Annotated in this window: 13 protein-coding genes; 11 read left to right on the top strand and 2 right to left on the bottom strand. The window is 41.8% G+C overall.

All coding sequences use genetic code 11. The annotated features are described in order from the left end of the window. The first annotated feature begins 16 nt into the window (after positions 1-16). From BM176_RS04600 to BM176_RS04590, 3 genes are all read left to right on the top strand, one after another. Complete coding sequence (locus BM176_RS04600) at positions 17-262, top strand: hypothetical protein (protein WP_090100004.1); 246 nt, start codon at positions 17-19, stop codon at positions 260-262. A 90-nt stretch (positions 263-352) separates the two neighbouring features. Beyond that, positions 353-2,983 carry a TonB-dependent receptor gene (locus BM176_RS04595; RefSeq protein ID WP_177230295.1) on the top strand — a complete coding sequence of 877 codons (2,631 nt, stop codon included), beginning with the start codon at positions 353-355 and terminating at the stop codon, positions 2,981-2,983. Between the two features lie 4 nt (positions 2,984-2,987). Beyond that, positions 2,988-3,863 carry a DUF4249 domain-containing protein gene (locus BM176_RS04590; RefSeq protein ID WP_090099999.1) on the top strand — a complete coding sequence of 292 codons (876 nt, stop codon included), beginning with the start codon at positions 2,988-2,990 and terminating at the stop codon, positions 3,861-3,863. 6 nt (positions 3,864-3,869) lie between these two features. Here BM176_RS04590 and BM176_RS04585 read toward each other — a convergent pair whose 3' ends face one another. Beyond that, positions 3,870-4,121 (bottom strand): hypothetical protein, encoded by a 252-nt coding sequence (locus tag BM176_RS04585; protein ID WP_090099997.1) that lies wholly within the window; start codon positions 4,119-4,121, stop codon positions 3,870-3,872. A 491-nt stretch (positions 4,122-4,612) separates the two neighbouring features. Here BM176_RS04585 and BM176_RS04580 point away from each other — a divergent pair, with 491 nt between their 5' ends. Genes BM176_RS04580 through BM176_RS04565 form a run of 4 tightly spaced genes read left to right on the top strand, consistent with a single transcriptional unit; the run spans position 4,613 to position 8,359 of the window. After that, positions 4,613-5,440 carry a heme/hemin ABC transporter substrate-binding protein gene (locus BM176_RS04580; RefSeq protein ID WP_090099995.1) on the top strand — a complete coding sequence of 276 codons (828 nt, stop codon included), beginning with the start codon at positions 4,613-4,615 and terminating at the stop codon, positions 5,438-5,440. Further along, positions 5,437-6,480, top strand: a complete 1,044-nt coding sequence (locus BM176_RS04575) for a FecCD family ABC transporter permease (protein WP_090099993.1) — start codon at positions 5,437-5,439, stop codon at positions 6,478-6,480. The genes BM176_RS04580 and BM176_RS04575 overlap by 4 nt, the downstream gene beginning before the upstream one ends. Then, positions 6,480-7,325, top strand: a complete 846-nt coding sequence (locus BM176_RS04570) for a heme ABC transporter ATP-binding protein (RefSeq protein ID WP_090099990.1) — start codon at positions 6,480-6,482, stop codon at positions 7,323-7,325. The genes BM176_RS04575 and BM176_RS04570 overlap by 1 nt, the downstream gene beginning before the upstream one ends. 2 nt (positions 7,326-7,327) lie before the next feature. Then, positions 7,328-8,359 carry a hemin-degrading factor gene (locus BM176_RS04565; RefSeq protein ID WP_090099987.1) on the top strand — a complete coding sequence of 344 codons (1,032 nt, stop codon included), beginning with the start codon at positions 7,328-7,330 and terminating at the stop codon, positions 8,357-8,359. A gap of 78 nt (positions 8,360-8,437) precedes the next feature. Here BM176_RS04565 and BM176_RS04560 read toward each other — a convergent pair whose 3' ends face one another. Further along, the gene (locus BM176_RS04560; protein ID WP_090099985.1) at positions 8,438-9,367 is read right to left on the bottom strand and encodes a glycoside hydrolase family 16 protein; all 930 of its coding nucleotides are present in this window, start codon (positions 9,365-9,367) and stop codon (positions 8,438-8,440) included. Positions 9,368-9,566: 199 nt separating this feature from the next. Here BM176_RS04560 and BM176_RS04555 point away from each other — a divergent pair, with 199 nt between their 5' ends. From BM176_RS04555 to BM176_RS04540, 4 genes are all read left to right on the top strand, one after another. After that, positions 9,567-11,510: a glycoside hydrolase family 76 protein gene (locus tag BM176_RS04555; RefSeq protein WP_090099983.1), complete on the top strand. Its 1,944-nt coding sequence runs from the start codon at positions 9,567-9,569 to the stop codon at positions 11,508-11,510. Between the two features lie 411 nt (positions 11,511-11,921). Beyond that, complete coding sequence (locus BM176_RS04550) at positions 11,922-12,239, top strand: DUF6686 family protein (RefSeq protein WP_218162145.1); 318 nt, start codon at positions 11,922-11,924, stop codon at positions 12,237-12,239. A 242-nt stretch (positions 12,240-12,481) separates the two neighbouring features. Continuing rightward, a complete protein-coding gene (locus BM176_RS04545; RefSeq protein WP_090099979.1) occupies positions 12,482-14,536 on the top strand; it encodes a TonB-dependent receptor plug domain-containing protein in 2,055 nt (684 codons plus the stop codon). Between the two features lie 35 nt (positions 14,537-14,571). Beyond that, positions 14,572-15,600 (top strand): HmuY family protein, encoded by a 1,029-nt coding sequence (locus BM176_RS04540; protein WP_090099977.1) that lies wholly within the window; start codon positions 14,572-14,574, stop codon positions 15,598-15,600. Positions 15,601-15,611 lie beyond the last annotated feature (11 nt).

Raw genomic sequence — 15,611 nt, 5'->3', positions numbered from 1 at the left:
ATAGTAACTTTTATTATTGATTAAGGTATTGATCTTTACGCCGGAGTATTATTTTTGCACTCATAACCATGCTGACCTGGTTGATGGCTGCCGAATTATATCTGAAGGTATTGGAAGTCGTCACCATAAGGTAAAACTGGAAGGAAAAGCAATGTTTGATGTAACCCCAGGCGCTGTTCATCCGTTTATTGTGCAACTGTACTGGGTAGGAGGTAACCGTCCACTTTTATGGGAGAACTGGTTTGAAATGTACTGGAAGTAATTACCTATATGATTAAGTATTCCTGTTGTACAGCATACAACAGGAATTGAATTAAAGTAGCATGAAGAATAAAAATAAAGTATGTCGCTGATGGGAAAAGTACTGTTGGGAATGTTAATGATATGCATTCCCGGGCAGGTGTTTGGGTGGGACTGGCAAACAAAAGTAACTGTCTCAATTCATGATCAACCGTTGCTGGCAGTATGTGAATTACTTGAGCAGCAGTATAATATTCATTTTTCCTATAGCAGGGATATTGTTAACCTCTCGCGAAGGATAACGTTGAATGTACATGACAAGCCCCTGAAGAAATTACTGGAGGATCTTTTTTCCCCCTACAATATTCGTTTTGCCCGTATAGGAGAGCAGATTGTGCTCACTGTTAAAAAGGATGCACAGTATACAGTGAGTGGTTATGTACAGGATTTACGCACCGGCGAAAGACTGATAGGCGCTACTATTTATTCGCCTGCACAACAAACAGGTACCATCACCAATCAGTACGGTTTTTTCAGTCTTACCCTACCGAAAGATACCAGCAGTCTGCAGGTAACATACATTGGCTATACGCCTGTACGGTTGCCGGTTACAGGAATCAGCAAGAAACAGGTGATTGTTCCATTGCAGCCATTGAACAGTTTACAGGAAGTAGTGGTATCAGAATCATACCTTAATCATCAGGCCACACAAATGCAGATGAGCCGGCTCAATGTTTCGATGGCAGATGTAAAATCAATGCCACGGCTGTTGGGTGAAGCTGATCTGATGCGAACCCTTGCAGCACAGCCAGGAGTATCAGGAGGGATGGATGGTGGAGGTTCTTTGAATGTAAGAGGTGGCAGCCCTGATCAGAATCTTATTCTGCTTGATGGAACGCCGGTATTTAATGCCTCTCATTTACTGGGTATTTTTTCAGTATTCAATCCTGATATTGTGAAGAATACAGATTTTTATAAAGGTGCTTTTCCTGCACGCTATGGCGGACGGTTATCTTCTATTGTAGATGTTTCCATGAAAGACGGAGACATGCAGCACTATCATGGTGAAGCTGCGATAGGCCTGATTGCTGCCAAGTTTATGGTAGAAGGCCCTATCGTAAAAAATAAAACATCGTTCCTCGTATCTGCACGACGTTCTTATACAGATCTGCTGATCAATGAGCTTGATATTAACAGCGATGATGATAATAATACGGGAAACTCCGCATCTGTTTATTTCTATGATGCTAATGTAAAAATCAATCATATTTTTTCTCCTGAAAACCGTATTTATTTCAGTGGATATATAGGTGATGATCACTTTTCAGTGAAGAGCGAGAAAAGTGTTGCTTATTCTGATGGCTCCGATTATTATAAAGAGAATGAGCTTACGCGTATGGGATGGGGAAATGTTGCCGCTACTTTACGATGGAACCATATATTTAATCCACAGTTATTTGCCAATGTTACATTAAATTTTTCCCGCTATTCTTTTTCCACTGATTTCAGTTATAATTATAATTCAGTTCGTATTGCTGATGCATCCCATTTGTATGGGAAGTATTATTCAAAGATCAGAGATGGATTAGCAAAACTTGATTTTGAATATCGTCCCAATCCTCAGCACACTGTTAAATTTGGAATGAGTGGAATCTCCCACATTTTTAATCCTGGTGTATCTATCCTGAAAAATTATTATAATGAACGGCCACCTATAGATACTGCTTACAATAAGAAAGCTACGTGGGGGGCAGAAGTTGCTTTATATGGAGAAGATGACTGGGATATCTCATCATCACTGCATCTGAATGCCGGCCTGCATATTTCAGGATTCTTAATAGATAAAGTCTGGTATAATTCCATTCAGCCCAGGTTGGGAGTGAGGTATAAATTACCGCATAACTGGGCACTGAAAATGTCTTACACACATATGAATCAATACCTGCATCTGCTGACTGATGGTGGTACCAGTTTGCCTACAGATTTGTGGGTACCTTCTACAAGTAGGGTAAACCCTATGTTTTCCCGTCAGGTATCCCTGGGAGTTAGTAAAATGAGCAGGAATAATATGTTTGCGTATTCTGTAGAGACTTATTATAAGACCATGGATAATGTGATTGAGTACAAAGAAAATGCAGCTCTTTTTAGTACAGGTAATACAAATTGGGATGAACAGGTAGTAACAGGTATTGGTCGGAGTTATGGCGGTGAAGTATTACTGGAAAAGAAGACCGGAACTACAAGAGGATGGATAGGGTATACACTGGCTTGGTCGGACAGGCAATTCAAAAAAGTAAATAAAGGCAAACCGTTTCCTTATAAATATGATCGTCGTCATGATGTGGAAATCGTGATTATACAACGGTTGGGTAAATGCTGGGAAATGTCTGCCAGCTGGGAATATACTTCTGGTTTGCCATTAACATTACCGGTAGCCAGTTATGAAGGGATCAATAATCCATCGCCGTGGGATACTCCGTCAAATGTCCCTATTCTGGATCGTGTAAGTAATCGTAATCAGTTTCGCGGCAGGAATCAGCACCGTCTGGATCTGAGTGCTACTTATACAAAAAAGAAAAAGTATTGGGTGAAGAGCTGGACTTTTAGTTTATATAACGCCTACAATCAAAGAAATCCTCAGTTCTATAGTATCGTAACAGACAGGGCAAAGCAGGAACGTTATCTTTCAGAGATAAGTCTGTTACCGCTTTTACCAAGTGTAACTTACTCTCTAAAATTTTAGAATAATGGTACGTACATACTTAGTTTATGTTGTATTGCTGATCCTGTTATGTGCAGGTTGTCAAAAGGAATCTAAAATTAATATTCCTTACGAGGGAGATAAAATCGTGCTCAACAGTCTGATCCAGCCGGATAGCCTGATTTATATCCGTGCTACGCTGAGCAAGCCGGTCCGCGAATCTGGAAATCTGCAATTCCCTGAATTAAAGGGTGCTGCTGTAACGTTGGAAGAAGATGGAGTCGCATTACCTGCACCACACTGGCAGGTGATTAATGGCCATGGTTATTACGTATCGGAGAGCGTTGCCCTAAAGGGGAAAAAATATACTATTGGCGTAACGTATAAAGGATTGGATAGTGTTACTGCTATAGACAGTACACCCGCACGTCCGGTAATAAAAGATGTGCATGCACAAGCTAATACTAATCGTATCCGTTTCACATTAATTGATAATGCTGCTGAAACTAATTATTACCGAATCCGTTTTTATAAAGCAGACAGCATCAATGGAGAACTGGTGAAAAATAAAAAAGATACAATAAAGTGTCGTCCCGATCCTTCATTTACGAATAGTTTTATCGATATAATAGGAGACGCTTATTATAGCGATATCATTATTTCAGATGTATTGCTGAATGGAAAAGAGGCGATCTTTATTATGCAAACAGAAAAGGATATATCAGTTTCACCACATCTCATTATAGAAGTATGTGGTTTAACAAAAGGGGCGTACAAATATCTGCTTGCTGCTAATGATCAGTGGCAGGATGATGATATTGATTTTGTGTTAAATCCGGTAAATATCTACTCTAATGTGCAGAATGGGTATGGTATTGTAGCTGGTATAAATGCAACGGTACTCAACTTTAATATAGAATAATCCAGTTCACTCTTCAACATAATGTTTCGCAATAATCTCATTTAGTCTACACGACAGCTTCACACATTCTGCAATAATAGTAGTATCTAATTCCGTATACCCGGCAGATTCGAGGTGATAAATCTGTGGGTATATAGAAGAAACCAATCGCTTGGTAGCGGTAATCAATCCATCCTGCAGGTTGACCAGTCTTTGTTGCTCGCGCATCGCATCCTGATAAAGTGGCGATAGTGGATTTAGTAATTCATCCCAATCCATGGGCAGATGTTTTTTATTCAAATGATAGGTGGCTTTATTAGTTAACAATCCTTAAAAGTATTTGGTTTAAACCACAGGATAAAAAGTGGAATTTGAGAAAATCCATAAATATTGAGAAATTTGAATATTTCGTTTTGCGTAAAGATTGTCATGAAAATTTCCCGATTTGATCAATACTTTACACTTCTATGACGTAGCTTCGCATCACTCAATTACTCCGCCACACCTGTCAGTAGCTTGCAGGGTATGATCCGCATACCTCTATGAGATAACTGATCCATTTATTTACAACTCAACACGTACACCGGAATGTCATAAAGTTCCGTAAGGGATTTTTATGTGCCATTGCTGCACTTTATGACCTTTTGTTACCTTATTAAGATACTTGCCGGAGCATGGCGGAGTAAAGTGCTCCCGGTAAGCGATGGTTGACCCAAACCCCGGGTAGGGTCAGCCATTATTTTTATCATTCTTTCAATACCACATTAATAATGAAACGTTCCCTGATTATATTATTTATTGCAGGCTTTCTGCAATCGGCCAGTGTGCATGCTCAAAAACGTATAGTATCGCTCAATGGCGCTATAACAGAAATTGTTTGTGCCCTGGGCTTTGAAAAAACACTGGTAGGTACGGATGTGACCAGTACTTACCCGGTAACTATGCAAAAGGTTCCTAAAGTAGGGCATAACCGTAATATTTCTGCTGAACCGGTACTGGCCTTACAACCGGATCTGATACTGGCAACAGATAATTTCATTCAGCCAACAGTTATTGAACAATTTAAAAATGTGGGTGTGAAAACAGTGTTGTTGAAACAGGAATTTTCTGTGGAAGGCACCAAAAAGTTAATCACCGAAGTGGCCGCTGCATTACAGGTGCCTGCAAAAGGAATTGCGCTGTGTAAACAACTTGATAAAGAACAAAAGGAACTGCATATTGTTGCAAAAGGCAAGAAAGTGTTGTTTATATATGCCCGTGGAGCTGGCACCATGATGGTAGCCGGTAAAGAAACTCCATTGGATAAGATCATCAGTCTGGCAGGTGCACAGAATGCTGCTACCGGTTTCAGTGATTTTAAACCACTTACGCCGGAAGCACTGGTAACAGCCAACCCGGATGTGATCCTGATGTTTGATGAAGGACTGAAAAGTATGGGTGGGGTAGATGGTTTGCTGAAAGTGCAGGGCGTTCCGCAAACCACTGCCGGAAAAGAAAAGAAAGTGATCGTGATGGACGGACAATTACTCACAGGTTTTGGACCCAGGGTAATCCAGGCCGTAAAGGAATTATCTGAGAAACTGAAGGCAGAAGCGTGATTAAAAGTCTGAGTATTACTTTTTTGAGTATCCTGTTGGTGCTGGTTATCCTGATTGCTACAGGAACCGGAGCCATGCATATGTCACCTTTACAGGTAATTGCTATCTTATTGGAACGCGCTGGTATTCATTTGCCGGTAGCATATGAGGAGAATATGGCCGGCGTATTATGGATGATCCGTTTGCCTCGTGTGGTATTGGGAGTACTTATTGGCGCTGGCCTGGGAGTGGCGGGGGCTGCATTACAGGGCCTCTTCCGCAATCCGCTGGCCGACCCGGGATTGATAGGCATCAGTTCAGGTGCTTCGATGGCGGCTGTGGTGATGATTATTGTACAGAATGCATTGCCCGTATTTCATGACTTTCCCGCTTTGAATTTTTATGCATTGAACCTGGCAGCCTTTGCCGGAGCTGTCATTACTACGTTGTTCATTTTCCGTATTGCCCGTACCGGCGGCCAGGCAGCCATATCTACTATGCTACTGGCAGGTATCGCAGTCAGGGCATTATGTGAATCTGTAACGGGACTGATGACTTATATGGCGAATAATGAACAACTGCGCAGCATTACTTTCTGGTCGCTGGGTAGCCTGGGAGGAGCCAGCTGGCAAACCGTTCTGGGGGTATTACCATTCATCGTTATTCCTCTGATTTTACTGCCACGCCTGGCGCCCGCCCTAAACCTGTTATCACTGGGAGAGCGGGAAGCTATGCACAGCGGAGTGAAAGTACAACGGTTGAAAATACAGCTGATCATCCTGGCTACAATGGCCGTAGCGGCAGGAGTTGCAGTGGCGGGGATCATCGGTTTTATCGGGTTAATAGTACCACATATTGTACGGCAGTTCACAGGTCCGGATTACCGGATGCTGGTACCTGGAGCCGCTTTGTCGGGCGCCGTACTGCTCTCTGTTGCAGACCTGTTGTGTCGCACTATAGTGGCCCCTGCAGAATTACCGGTGGGCATTATCACCGCTATTATAGGTGCGCCTTTTTTCATCTGGCTGATCTTAAAAGAAAAACGAACAATCTTAGCATAATGCTGCATGTAAAAGATCTATCGCTCACATTGGGAAAATCCACTATACTGGACAAGGTAAGCCTGAATGCCTGTGCAGGAGAGCTTTGTGTGATCATGGGGGCCAATGGAGCAGGTAAATCCTCCCTGCTCAAAGTGATTGCAGGAGAGTATCTGCAATACGGAGGTAGTGTGACCCTTGCTGGCAGTGAACTGCGTAATATATCAGTGGCAGAACAGGCTCGTAAACGAGCGGTGCTGTCTCAGCAGCTTACCTTGAATCAATCATTTCCCGTAATAGATGTGGTGAACATGGGACGTTATGTTTATGACTCCCATTTATCAACTCTTGATCGGGAGATCGTTTCCTGTGCATTAAAGACCATGCAGGTATATAACCTGCGACATCGTACTTATCCTACTTTATCCGGCGGACAAAAACAGCGTGTACAGATGGCGCGTGTGCTGGCACAGTTGCTGGAAGCACCGGATCTTTATGCAAAAGATTACGCAGGTAAAAAAATGTTATTGCTGGATGAACCAGTAACGGGAATGGATATTCTTCATCAGCAGTTATCCCTGCAACTAGCAGCCACACTGGCGGCACAGGGCGTACTGGTAATAGCTGTATTGCATGATTTTCAACTGGCCGCTGCATATGCCCATCGCCTTTTTTTATTGAAGGATGGAACAATGTATGCCAATGGTACAGTAGCAACTGTATTTACTCCACAACACATAAAACATTGTTTTGGTGTGGATGTTGCTGTGTTGCAACATCCACACTGCAATTATCCGCTGGTAGTTACCGCCGCTGCCGCCGGGATATTTCAATCACCAGCCGCTATGGCAATAAATGAATTGTAAACATGAACGCAACTGCAACACAAACATTAAAAGATCGATGGATCGCCTTCAGGGAACAAAACCCTAAAACAAGAATACGTGATGCGGCGAATCAGCTAAAGGTGAGCGAAGGTGAACTGGTGGCTGCCTGCACAGGATCAGCTGTAAAGCATATCAGAAATGAATTTCCTGCATTCGTTCAGCGTATGCCGGAGCTCGGAAAAGTAATGGTGCTTACCCGCAATGAAAATTGTGTGATAGAGCGGAAAGGGGTATTCGAAATGATCAATACTGAGAATAAACATGTAGGTACAGTATTAGGTAAAGATATTGATCTGCGGATGTTCTTTTCCCGTTGGAAATTTGGTTTTTCTGTTGGAGATGATGCCGCTACCGGTTTCAAAAGATCCTGGCAGATCTTCGATGCACAAGGAACTGCAATTGTTAAAATATATCCGACAGATCTGACAAACCTGGCTGCATGGGATCAATTAGAACGGGATTTTGTGACAGCTGAACAACTGAATGTTATTACAGTAAGCCCGGCACCGGAACCAAAGGTGTTTGCTCAGGAAGCAGATACGGCTGCTTTCCTTCAGGAGTGGTCTGTGTTGCAGGATACACATGACTTCTTCCCTTTACTGATGAAGTATAAATTATCCCGCGTACATGCATTGGAGATTGCTGCCGGCAAGTTTGCCCGTCGTGTTGAAAATGATTGTGTAAAAACTATTCTGCAAGATGCTGCTCAGAGTGGATTAGAGATCATGGTATTTGTAGGCAATCCCGGTAATATTGAAATTCATACTGGCCCGGTGCAGAAGATTCTTGAAATTCCTTCCTGGATAAATGTGATGGATCCTGATTTTAATCTGCATTTAAAAACAGATGGTATTGCCCAATGTTGGGTAGTGGAAAAACCTTCTGCAGATGGAGTGATAACTTCAGTAGAAGTTTTTGATGCAACAGGAGAAATGATTGTACAATTTTTCGGAAAGCGTAAACCGGGATCTCCTGAACTGGAGGACTGGCGTACGTTAACAGCGAAGTTATAAAAAATAAGAGGCTCGCTCCAACCACGGAGCGAGCCTTGTCTACCTTAACCTTAACATGAACTATTAAAGTATCTTTGATTATTTAGAAGTATAAACTCTTACCCAGTCAACATAAGTAGTTCCAACTACAATCTTGGAAGGATCCAGATTGCTGAAGTTAGCCCCACCTACAGCCGCATTCAATGCTATACGCTGTTTCTTCCCGAAAAAGCTTGGAATAAATCCACCACCACCGGTAGTATCATTTTTATATTTGGTATTCACTACTTTACCGTCCAGTAAGAAGGTGAGTGTATCTTTCTGCCAGATTGCTTCATATACATGATAGCAGGTGGTAAGATTTACTGAAGATGTAATTATAGCACCATCTTTTGCAGTGATAGCTTCTGGAATTTCAGGTTTAGACCCGTACCAGTAGTCAGTAGTATACACGTTAGGATACTGGCCCTGGGATTCAAGGATATCGATTTCACCATTTGTAGGCCAGGTATCGCCATATGTCCAGAAGGCAGGCCACATGCCGTAACCGGCAGCCAGCTTGATACGTGCAGAAAAACGTACTTTAGGAGTAGTTGTTGACGCAGAAAAATACTGATTGCTTTCAATTCTTCCAGAAGTATAGTTAAACGTCTTTTTGGTAGAATTGTCAGGATCTGTAGCACCTGTAACTGTTTCCTTTTTAGCGGTAAGTACTAATTTACCATCTGCTAAAGTAACGTTAGCTGGTTTGTACATTTGTAACTCTTCATTGTAAGCGCCACTGTTCCATATTTCCCAGTTATTCAGGTTAGTAGAGAATTCTTCGCCATATACTTTGGTATAACCTTGTGCCAGTATAGATGCATCAGTCTGATCATACTCACAGATCCCTACAGCATTTACTTTCACAATGCCAGTTGTGGGTAAAGTCAGTTTTTGTTCAATTTTGTTGTCTTTGGTGCAACTTGTCATTCCCAGCATCGCTGTTACTGAACAAGATAAAATGCTTACAGCTATCGTTTTTCTCATAAAAAATGGTTTTTAAAGATCTAATTCTGGCTTCTGTTAAATGCGCATTTTATGTTGCCTATCATAAAGACATCTCAAAAAGGTCAAACTTTGATGCCGGGTAAATATTTTTTTAATTTTTTTAATTGCCCCCGATGGATGGTACATTTGATTCATTTCCACGTCATCTTGTTAGTTTTTTTATCATAAACCCAATATCATGAAGTCCCTCATCAAATTAACCATGATCATGGTCCTCCTGCAGTTGCGCAGTTTTGGACAACTCAATGTTTTCGGTCCGGTAGCTGAAAACTTACAAACAAGTACTATTAATACATATGGTGTTCCAACAGCTAATTATTGGTGGTGTGCACACGGTGTAGATGTATTGGTAGATGGATATCAGCGCACCCGGCAGGATATCTACAAAACCCGGATGAAGACCCTGCTTTACGGCATTAAAAGTTTCAACGGGAATACTTACATCAATCACTTTTATGATGATATGGAATGGCTGGGCATTGCCAGCCTCCGGGCATATCAGAGTACAGGAGATGCTGAGTATCTTACAGTTGCCAACCAATTGTGGACGGATATACAAACCGGGTATTCCGATGGTGCCATTAACTGGAATAAGGCTTGCCCGGGATGTAAAAACACCTGTGCCAATACCCCGGCCGTTATCATGGGAGTGAGGTTATACCGTACCACTGGTGTTGCTGCCAATCTGCAAAGGGCAAAAGATATTTACAGTTTTGTAAAGGCTCATCTGGTAGATGCTGCTACCGGTGCAGTATGGGATAATTATAGTACTATCTCTGGGAACATTGGTTATGCTGTTTTTTCTTATAACGTAGGTACTTATATTGGCGCTGGTCTGGAATTATATAAAGCAACCGGGGATATTACCTATCTGAATGATGCTGTTAAAAGTGCCGAATATGTAATGACATCCAGAATTACCAACGGGATGTTCTTTTTGAATGCAACAGGCACGGGCGACGGCGGATTGTTCAATGGTATATTTGTCCGTTATTTTTCCCTGCTGGCAAGAGAAGGAAATATTCCTGCAGATACAAGAGCCCGGTATAATGAAGCGATCAGATTTAATGCGGAAAGGCTAAGGACAAGTGGTATTAGTAGTGCAGGGCTGGTAGGGACTAACTGGACGGTTCCTCCAGGGGCAACAGATTATGCTACTCAATTAAGTGGAGTTATGTTGATTGAAGCAGCTGCTACACTGGATCAGTCATTCTTTTATAAGGATATCAATTATGGTGGTGCTTACTGGGGACTGCCAGAAGGTAGTTACAATACCGCTGCGATGGTAGCAAAAGGGATAAAGAATAATGATATTACTTCCTATACCATCCCTGCGGGTTACCAGGTTACTTTCTACAAGAATGATAATTTTTCTGGTGGTAGTATAACAGTAACAGGAAATAATTCATGGATAGGTAATGAATGGAACGACAGTATATCTTCACTGATTGTTAGTCCTGTAGGAAGTTCCAGCACATTAATCCAGGCAGAGAACTATAGCTCTATGTCAGGCATTATTACAGAAACAACCACAGATGCAAATGGCGGACAGAATGTAGGTGCTATTGATACTGGCGACTGGATGGCTTATAACAGCATTTATTTCCCTACTTCCGGTACGTATAAGGTTGAATACCGGGTGTCCAGTTTAAGTGGCGGTGGTAGGTTATCGCTTGACTTAAATGCAGGGAGTACTATCCTCGGATACATGGATATTCCTTCTACCGGCGGCTGGCAAAACTGGACCACCATCTCTCATAATGTAACTGTTACAGCAGGCACTTATAATCTGGGTGTATATTCACAGACCGGCGGCTGGAATATTAACTGGATAAGGATCACAAAAGTAGCGAATGCTGCCTGGCTGGCCAATGTGAGTACACCGGCAAAAAATGCGGTATCACTTACGCTGTATCCTAATCCTGTACACGATGTACTGACAGTGAAAGCATCATTTAATCTGTCTGAAGCAAAAATACAGATCGTGGATATGCTGGGGAAAGTGGTATTGTTACCCCGTTCAACTACAGGTAGTATTGATGTTTCTCATCTTCCTTCCGGAGTTTATAATCTGGTGATTACCCATAATGGTGAGCAATCAGTTAAACGTTTTGTTAAGTAAGAAAACTATTTTAGGAATATTACTTCTTTGATTGATTTTCAATTGTAGGAAGTAATATTCCTGTTTTATATAATTAGCAGGAGAATACATACTCAGTTAACCCTTAATTATTCCGTCATGGAATTAATGGGTACAGCCCCGACATTGCCCACCTGGACCCAAAGCTACAGCAGAATCTTTTTCCCATATAGTAAAATCGTTTTCCTGATTCGAATATCTCAACACATTTGTTCTTATTACTTTTGATATACCGGTTGTAAACATGCATTGCTTGTTTCCCCCAAAAAAGTATTCACTATCCATGAATACCTGTTAGAATAAAGCCATACTGCCTTATTTGCCAGCAGCGAAAAAAGCTGACTGGCAAACAAGGCAGGGTATCATAATAAGGTAGTCACAAAAACAAAATTTATGTGCGAGATCAGAACATTGTGTATTAAAAATCAGACCCACATCAGTCATTGTACCCATTGCCAGACCATGCATATCTGGCATAATAACCTGTTGCTAAATTTTACACCCGACGATTTCGAACTTTTCAGAGAGATGCTGAACCGTCAGAATTTTTATGATTGCTGTGTGTTATTCCCTGATGGTGAAGAACGGGTAATTGTCCACGCACCCTGGAAAGATATCAGTTTTACCTTTACCCGTGAAGAATGGATAGATCTCAAAGAAGCCATGGATGAATCTTTCCTGATGAAGGAAGTCTATGAACTGATTAAATAGTTTTTCCCTTTCGCGTAAATCATTTTCCTGATTGGATAAAGCCAATTGCTCATAACATGCTTTCTTTGCATGTACAATTTACTCCGCCAATATCCTGTATTGTATAACAGCTGTTAACTCCGAAACAGTCAGTACAATACGGAAATAATATTTATTGACACAGGCTATGACAGCCTTTGCTGCCGTGCTTTTTCAGCACAGTAGTAACGCCTGCGCATGCACTATATCACAGCGTTATACTTATGAAGTTACATGTTAGTGTGCTGATCTTTGCTATTGCTGTATCCGGCAATACATGGGCACAGTCTGTCGTGAAGATGGATTCCGTGCTACTGCATGATGTTGTTGTAACAGGACAATACAAGCCGCAGTCTTTAAAGAATTCCGTATACCAGATCCGGACTATCACCGCAGCATATATTCAACAACGGGCTGCAACCAGCGTACTTGGTGTGCTGGATTATGAGCTGGGTGTGCGCTTCTCTGCAGATGCCACACTTGGAGAAACAGATGTGGAACTGATGGGCATGTCCGGTGCCAGTGTGAAAGTATTACTGGATGGCGTACCGCTGGTAGACAGGGGCAGTACCCGCCAGAGTCTTACACAGATAGATATCAACACAATAGAACGTATTGAAATAGTGGAAGGCCCAATGTCTGTGGTGTATGGTACAGATGCCCTGGCGGGGGTTATTAATATCATCACCAAAAAGAATACTGGCAATACACTTGCTGTAGCGGCAAGGGTACAGGAAGAAACCGTGGGAAAGGAATATGCAGCCTTCAGCGGCAAAGGATTACATAATGAAAATTTGAATGTCAACTGGTCACAGAAAGGTTTTTTTGCTGGTGGAGGTATTACCCGTAATGATTTTGGAGGATGGGCGGATACACTTACTGGCCGTAAAAAAGCCTGGAAACCTAAAGAGCAACTAATGACCAATGCAACATTTGGTTATGGTAAAAACAACTTTAAAGTATGGTATCGTCTTGATTACCTGAACGAAGATCTGATCAGCAGGGGAGATATAAACTATAACAATGCAAAAGCTACTGATCAGCATTACTTCACGGAACGGTATACTCATCAGGCGCAGGCAGTATGGCAATTGAATAATGATCTGAGCCTTAATGGCACGGCCTCTTACCAGCAATACCAGCGCCGTACCCGAACAACTATCAAGTCTCTTGATACAGGTGCTGAAGTACTTTCTACAGATGATGGTGCGCAGGACGTTTCTTCTTTCAATACGCTTTTCTTTCGTGGAACTGCACAGTACACATTATCTTCTGCAGTTTCATTTCAGCCCGGTATTGAATTCCGGCGCGATGCCTCTACGGGACAGCGTATAGAAGGCACACCGGTCATCAACGATTATTCTGTATTTATATCATCAGAGATCAAACCTGTTGCAGGTATTAATATTCGTCCGGGAGTGAGGATTAATAAAAACTCTTTGTATGATGCGCCTCCTGTTATACCATCTCTCAATACAAAATTTTCATTATCGAAAAATCTGGATCTCCGTCTGTCTTATGCCAGGGGCTTCAGAGCTCCTGCCTTGCGCGAATTGTATTTCTATTTCTTTGATGCCAGTCATTCTATTAAAGGAAACCGTGATCTGAAAGCGGAATATTCCAACAGCTTTACAGGATCGCTTTCATGGCAGGCATTGCAAACAAACAATCTGCGGATCGGATTAACTGCCACTGGTTTTTATAACCAGTTCAATAACCGGATAGATATTGCTTATCCTGCAAATTCAGATACTGCTACTTATGTGAACATCAATAAATTTAAAACTACCGGGGGAACATTGAACGGTACGCTTAACTGGAAAAATATCCAGGCTGGACTTGGCTTTTCTTATATAGGCCGGTATAATGCTTTTGCGGATGATGCTGCTTATGATAAAAGTTATCCAACTCCGCAACTGGTATGGACTCCGGAAGTAAACAGCAATATCAGTTACCGTTTTACCCGAATAGGTGCTACTCTCAACTTGTCTTATAAATACAATGGAACCAGACCTGTATATGAGGAGGTGACGAATGTTGATGGCAGCACATATATTCATCTGGCCAAAACATCCGCATTTCATAATGCGGAAATAACTGCCACAAAAAAAGTAACAAAATATGTTACTGTTAATGGAGGTGCCCGGAACCTGTTTAATACAACCAATTTAAAAAATACAACATTGAACAGCGGTCAGGCGCATAGCGAAGGAAGCCTGCAACCTATGTGGTATGGCCGTTCCTACTTCCTGGGATTAAGTTTTAACTGGAATAAATAAACACTAAACATACATATAATTTTAAAGAGGATTTTATGAAATTAAGCAGACTTTTCCTTGTACTTTCTACTGCCGCATTATTTAGTGCATGTTCAAATGATGATGATACAACAGTTGTAATACCACCTTCAGACGGATCGCAACTAACACTGGAAGGCGGTGGTGGTACGGGCGCTCCCAATACGGTGTATGCAGATATGAGTGCAGATAAACAGACGGATGTTGCCCGTGCCAGCTGGTCACTCGGTTTTTACAGCGGATCCACTTACCGGGTTATTCTGAATGGCTTTAGTAGTATGAGTGCTGTTGCACTAACTAAAACAGATATCACACAGGTAGGTATTGCAGATACAGCGGGTGTGAGCCTTGCTATTGGTCAGGGTGCGGGTACATTGAGCATGATAGATGATGTATTCGGAGATTTAACTAAAACAGTAATTGCAGAAGTATCTGCTACCGATGCTGATAATAAAGTATACCTGGTAAAACCGGAAACAGCCAGTGCTACTGATGGTACTACATGGTACAAAATCCGTGTTTCACGCAGCAGCACAGGTTATACACTGCAGTACGCCAAACTTGCTGAAACAACTATCAAAACAGCAACAATTGCAAAGGCTTCTGATTACAACTTTGTATTTTATTCACTTGAAAGCGGAGCGAATGTAACAGTTGAACCCAGGAAAGCTGAGTGGGATTTTGCATGGTCTTATGCAGCATATTATACAGCTACTTTCCCTTATTTCTTCTCAGACTTTGTGGTGATTAATAACCTGGCGGGTGTACAGGCAGTAAAAGTAGATACTACAACTATTAGTTATACCAATTTTGCAGCGGCAAATCTATCGGGACTTACATTTTCTTCTACACGCGATGCTATTGGCAGCAGTTGGAGAGCAACCAGTCCTGCAGCTACCGCAGGGATTTACTACAATTATTTCTTTGTTGTAAAAGATCCTGCCGGTAATTATTACAAACTGAAATTTGTAAGCATGGGATTAAATGATGGAGGAACCAGAGGCGTACCTGTGGTTGAATACAAGTTGGTAAAGGCAGCCAGTTGATGTGACTGTAC

It is taken from the genome of Chitinophaga sp. CF118 (assembly GCF_900112615.1).
GTDB lineage: Bacteria > Bacteroidota > Bacteroidia > Chitinophagales > Chitinophagaceae > Chitinophaga.
This window is presented reverse-complemented; position numbering and strand designations above follow the sequence as displayed.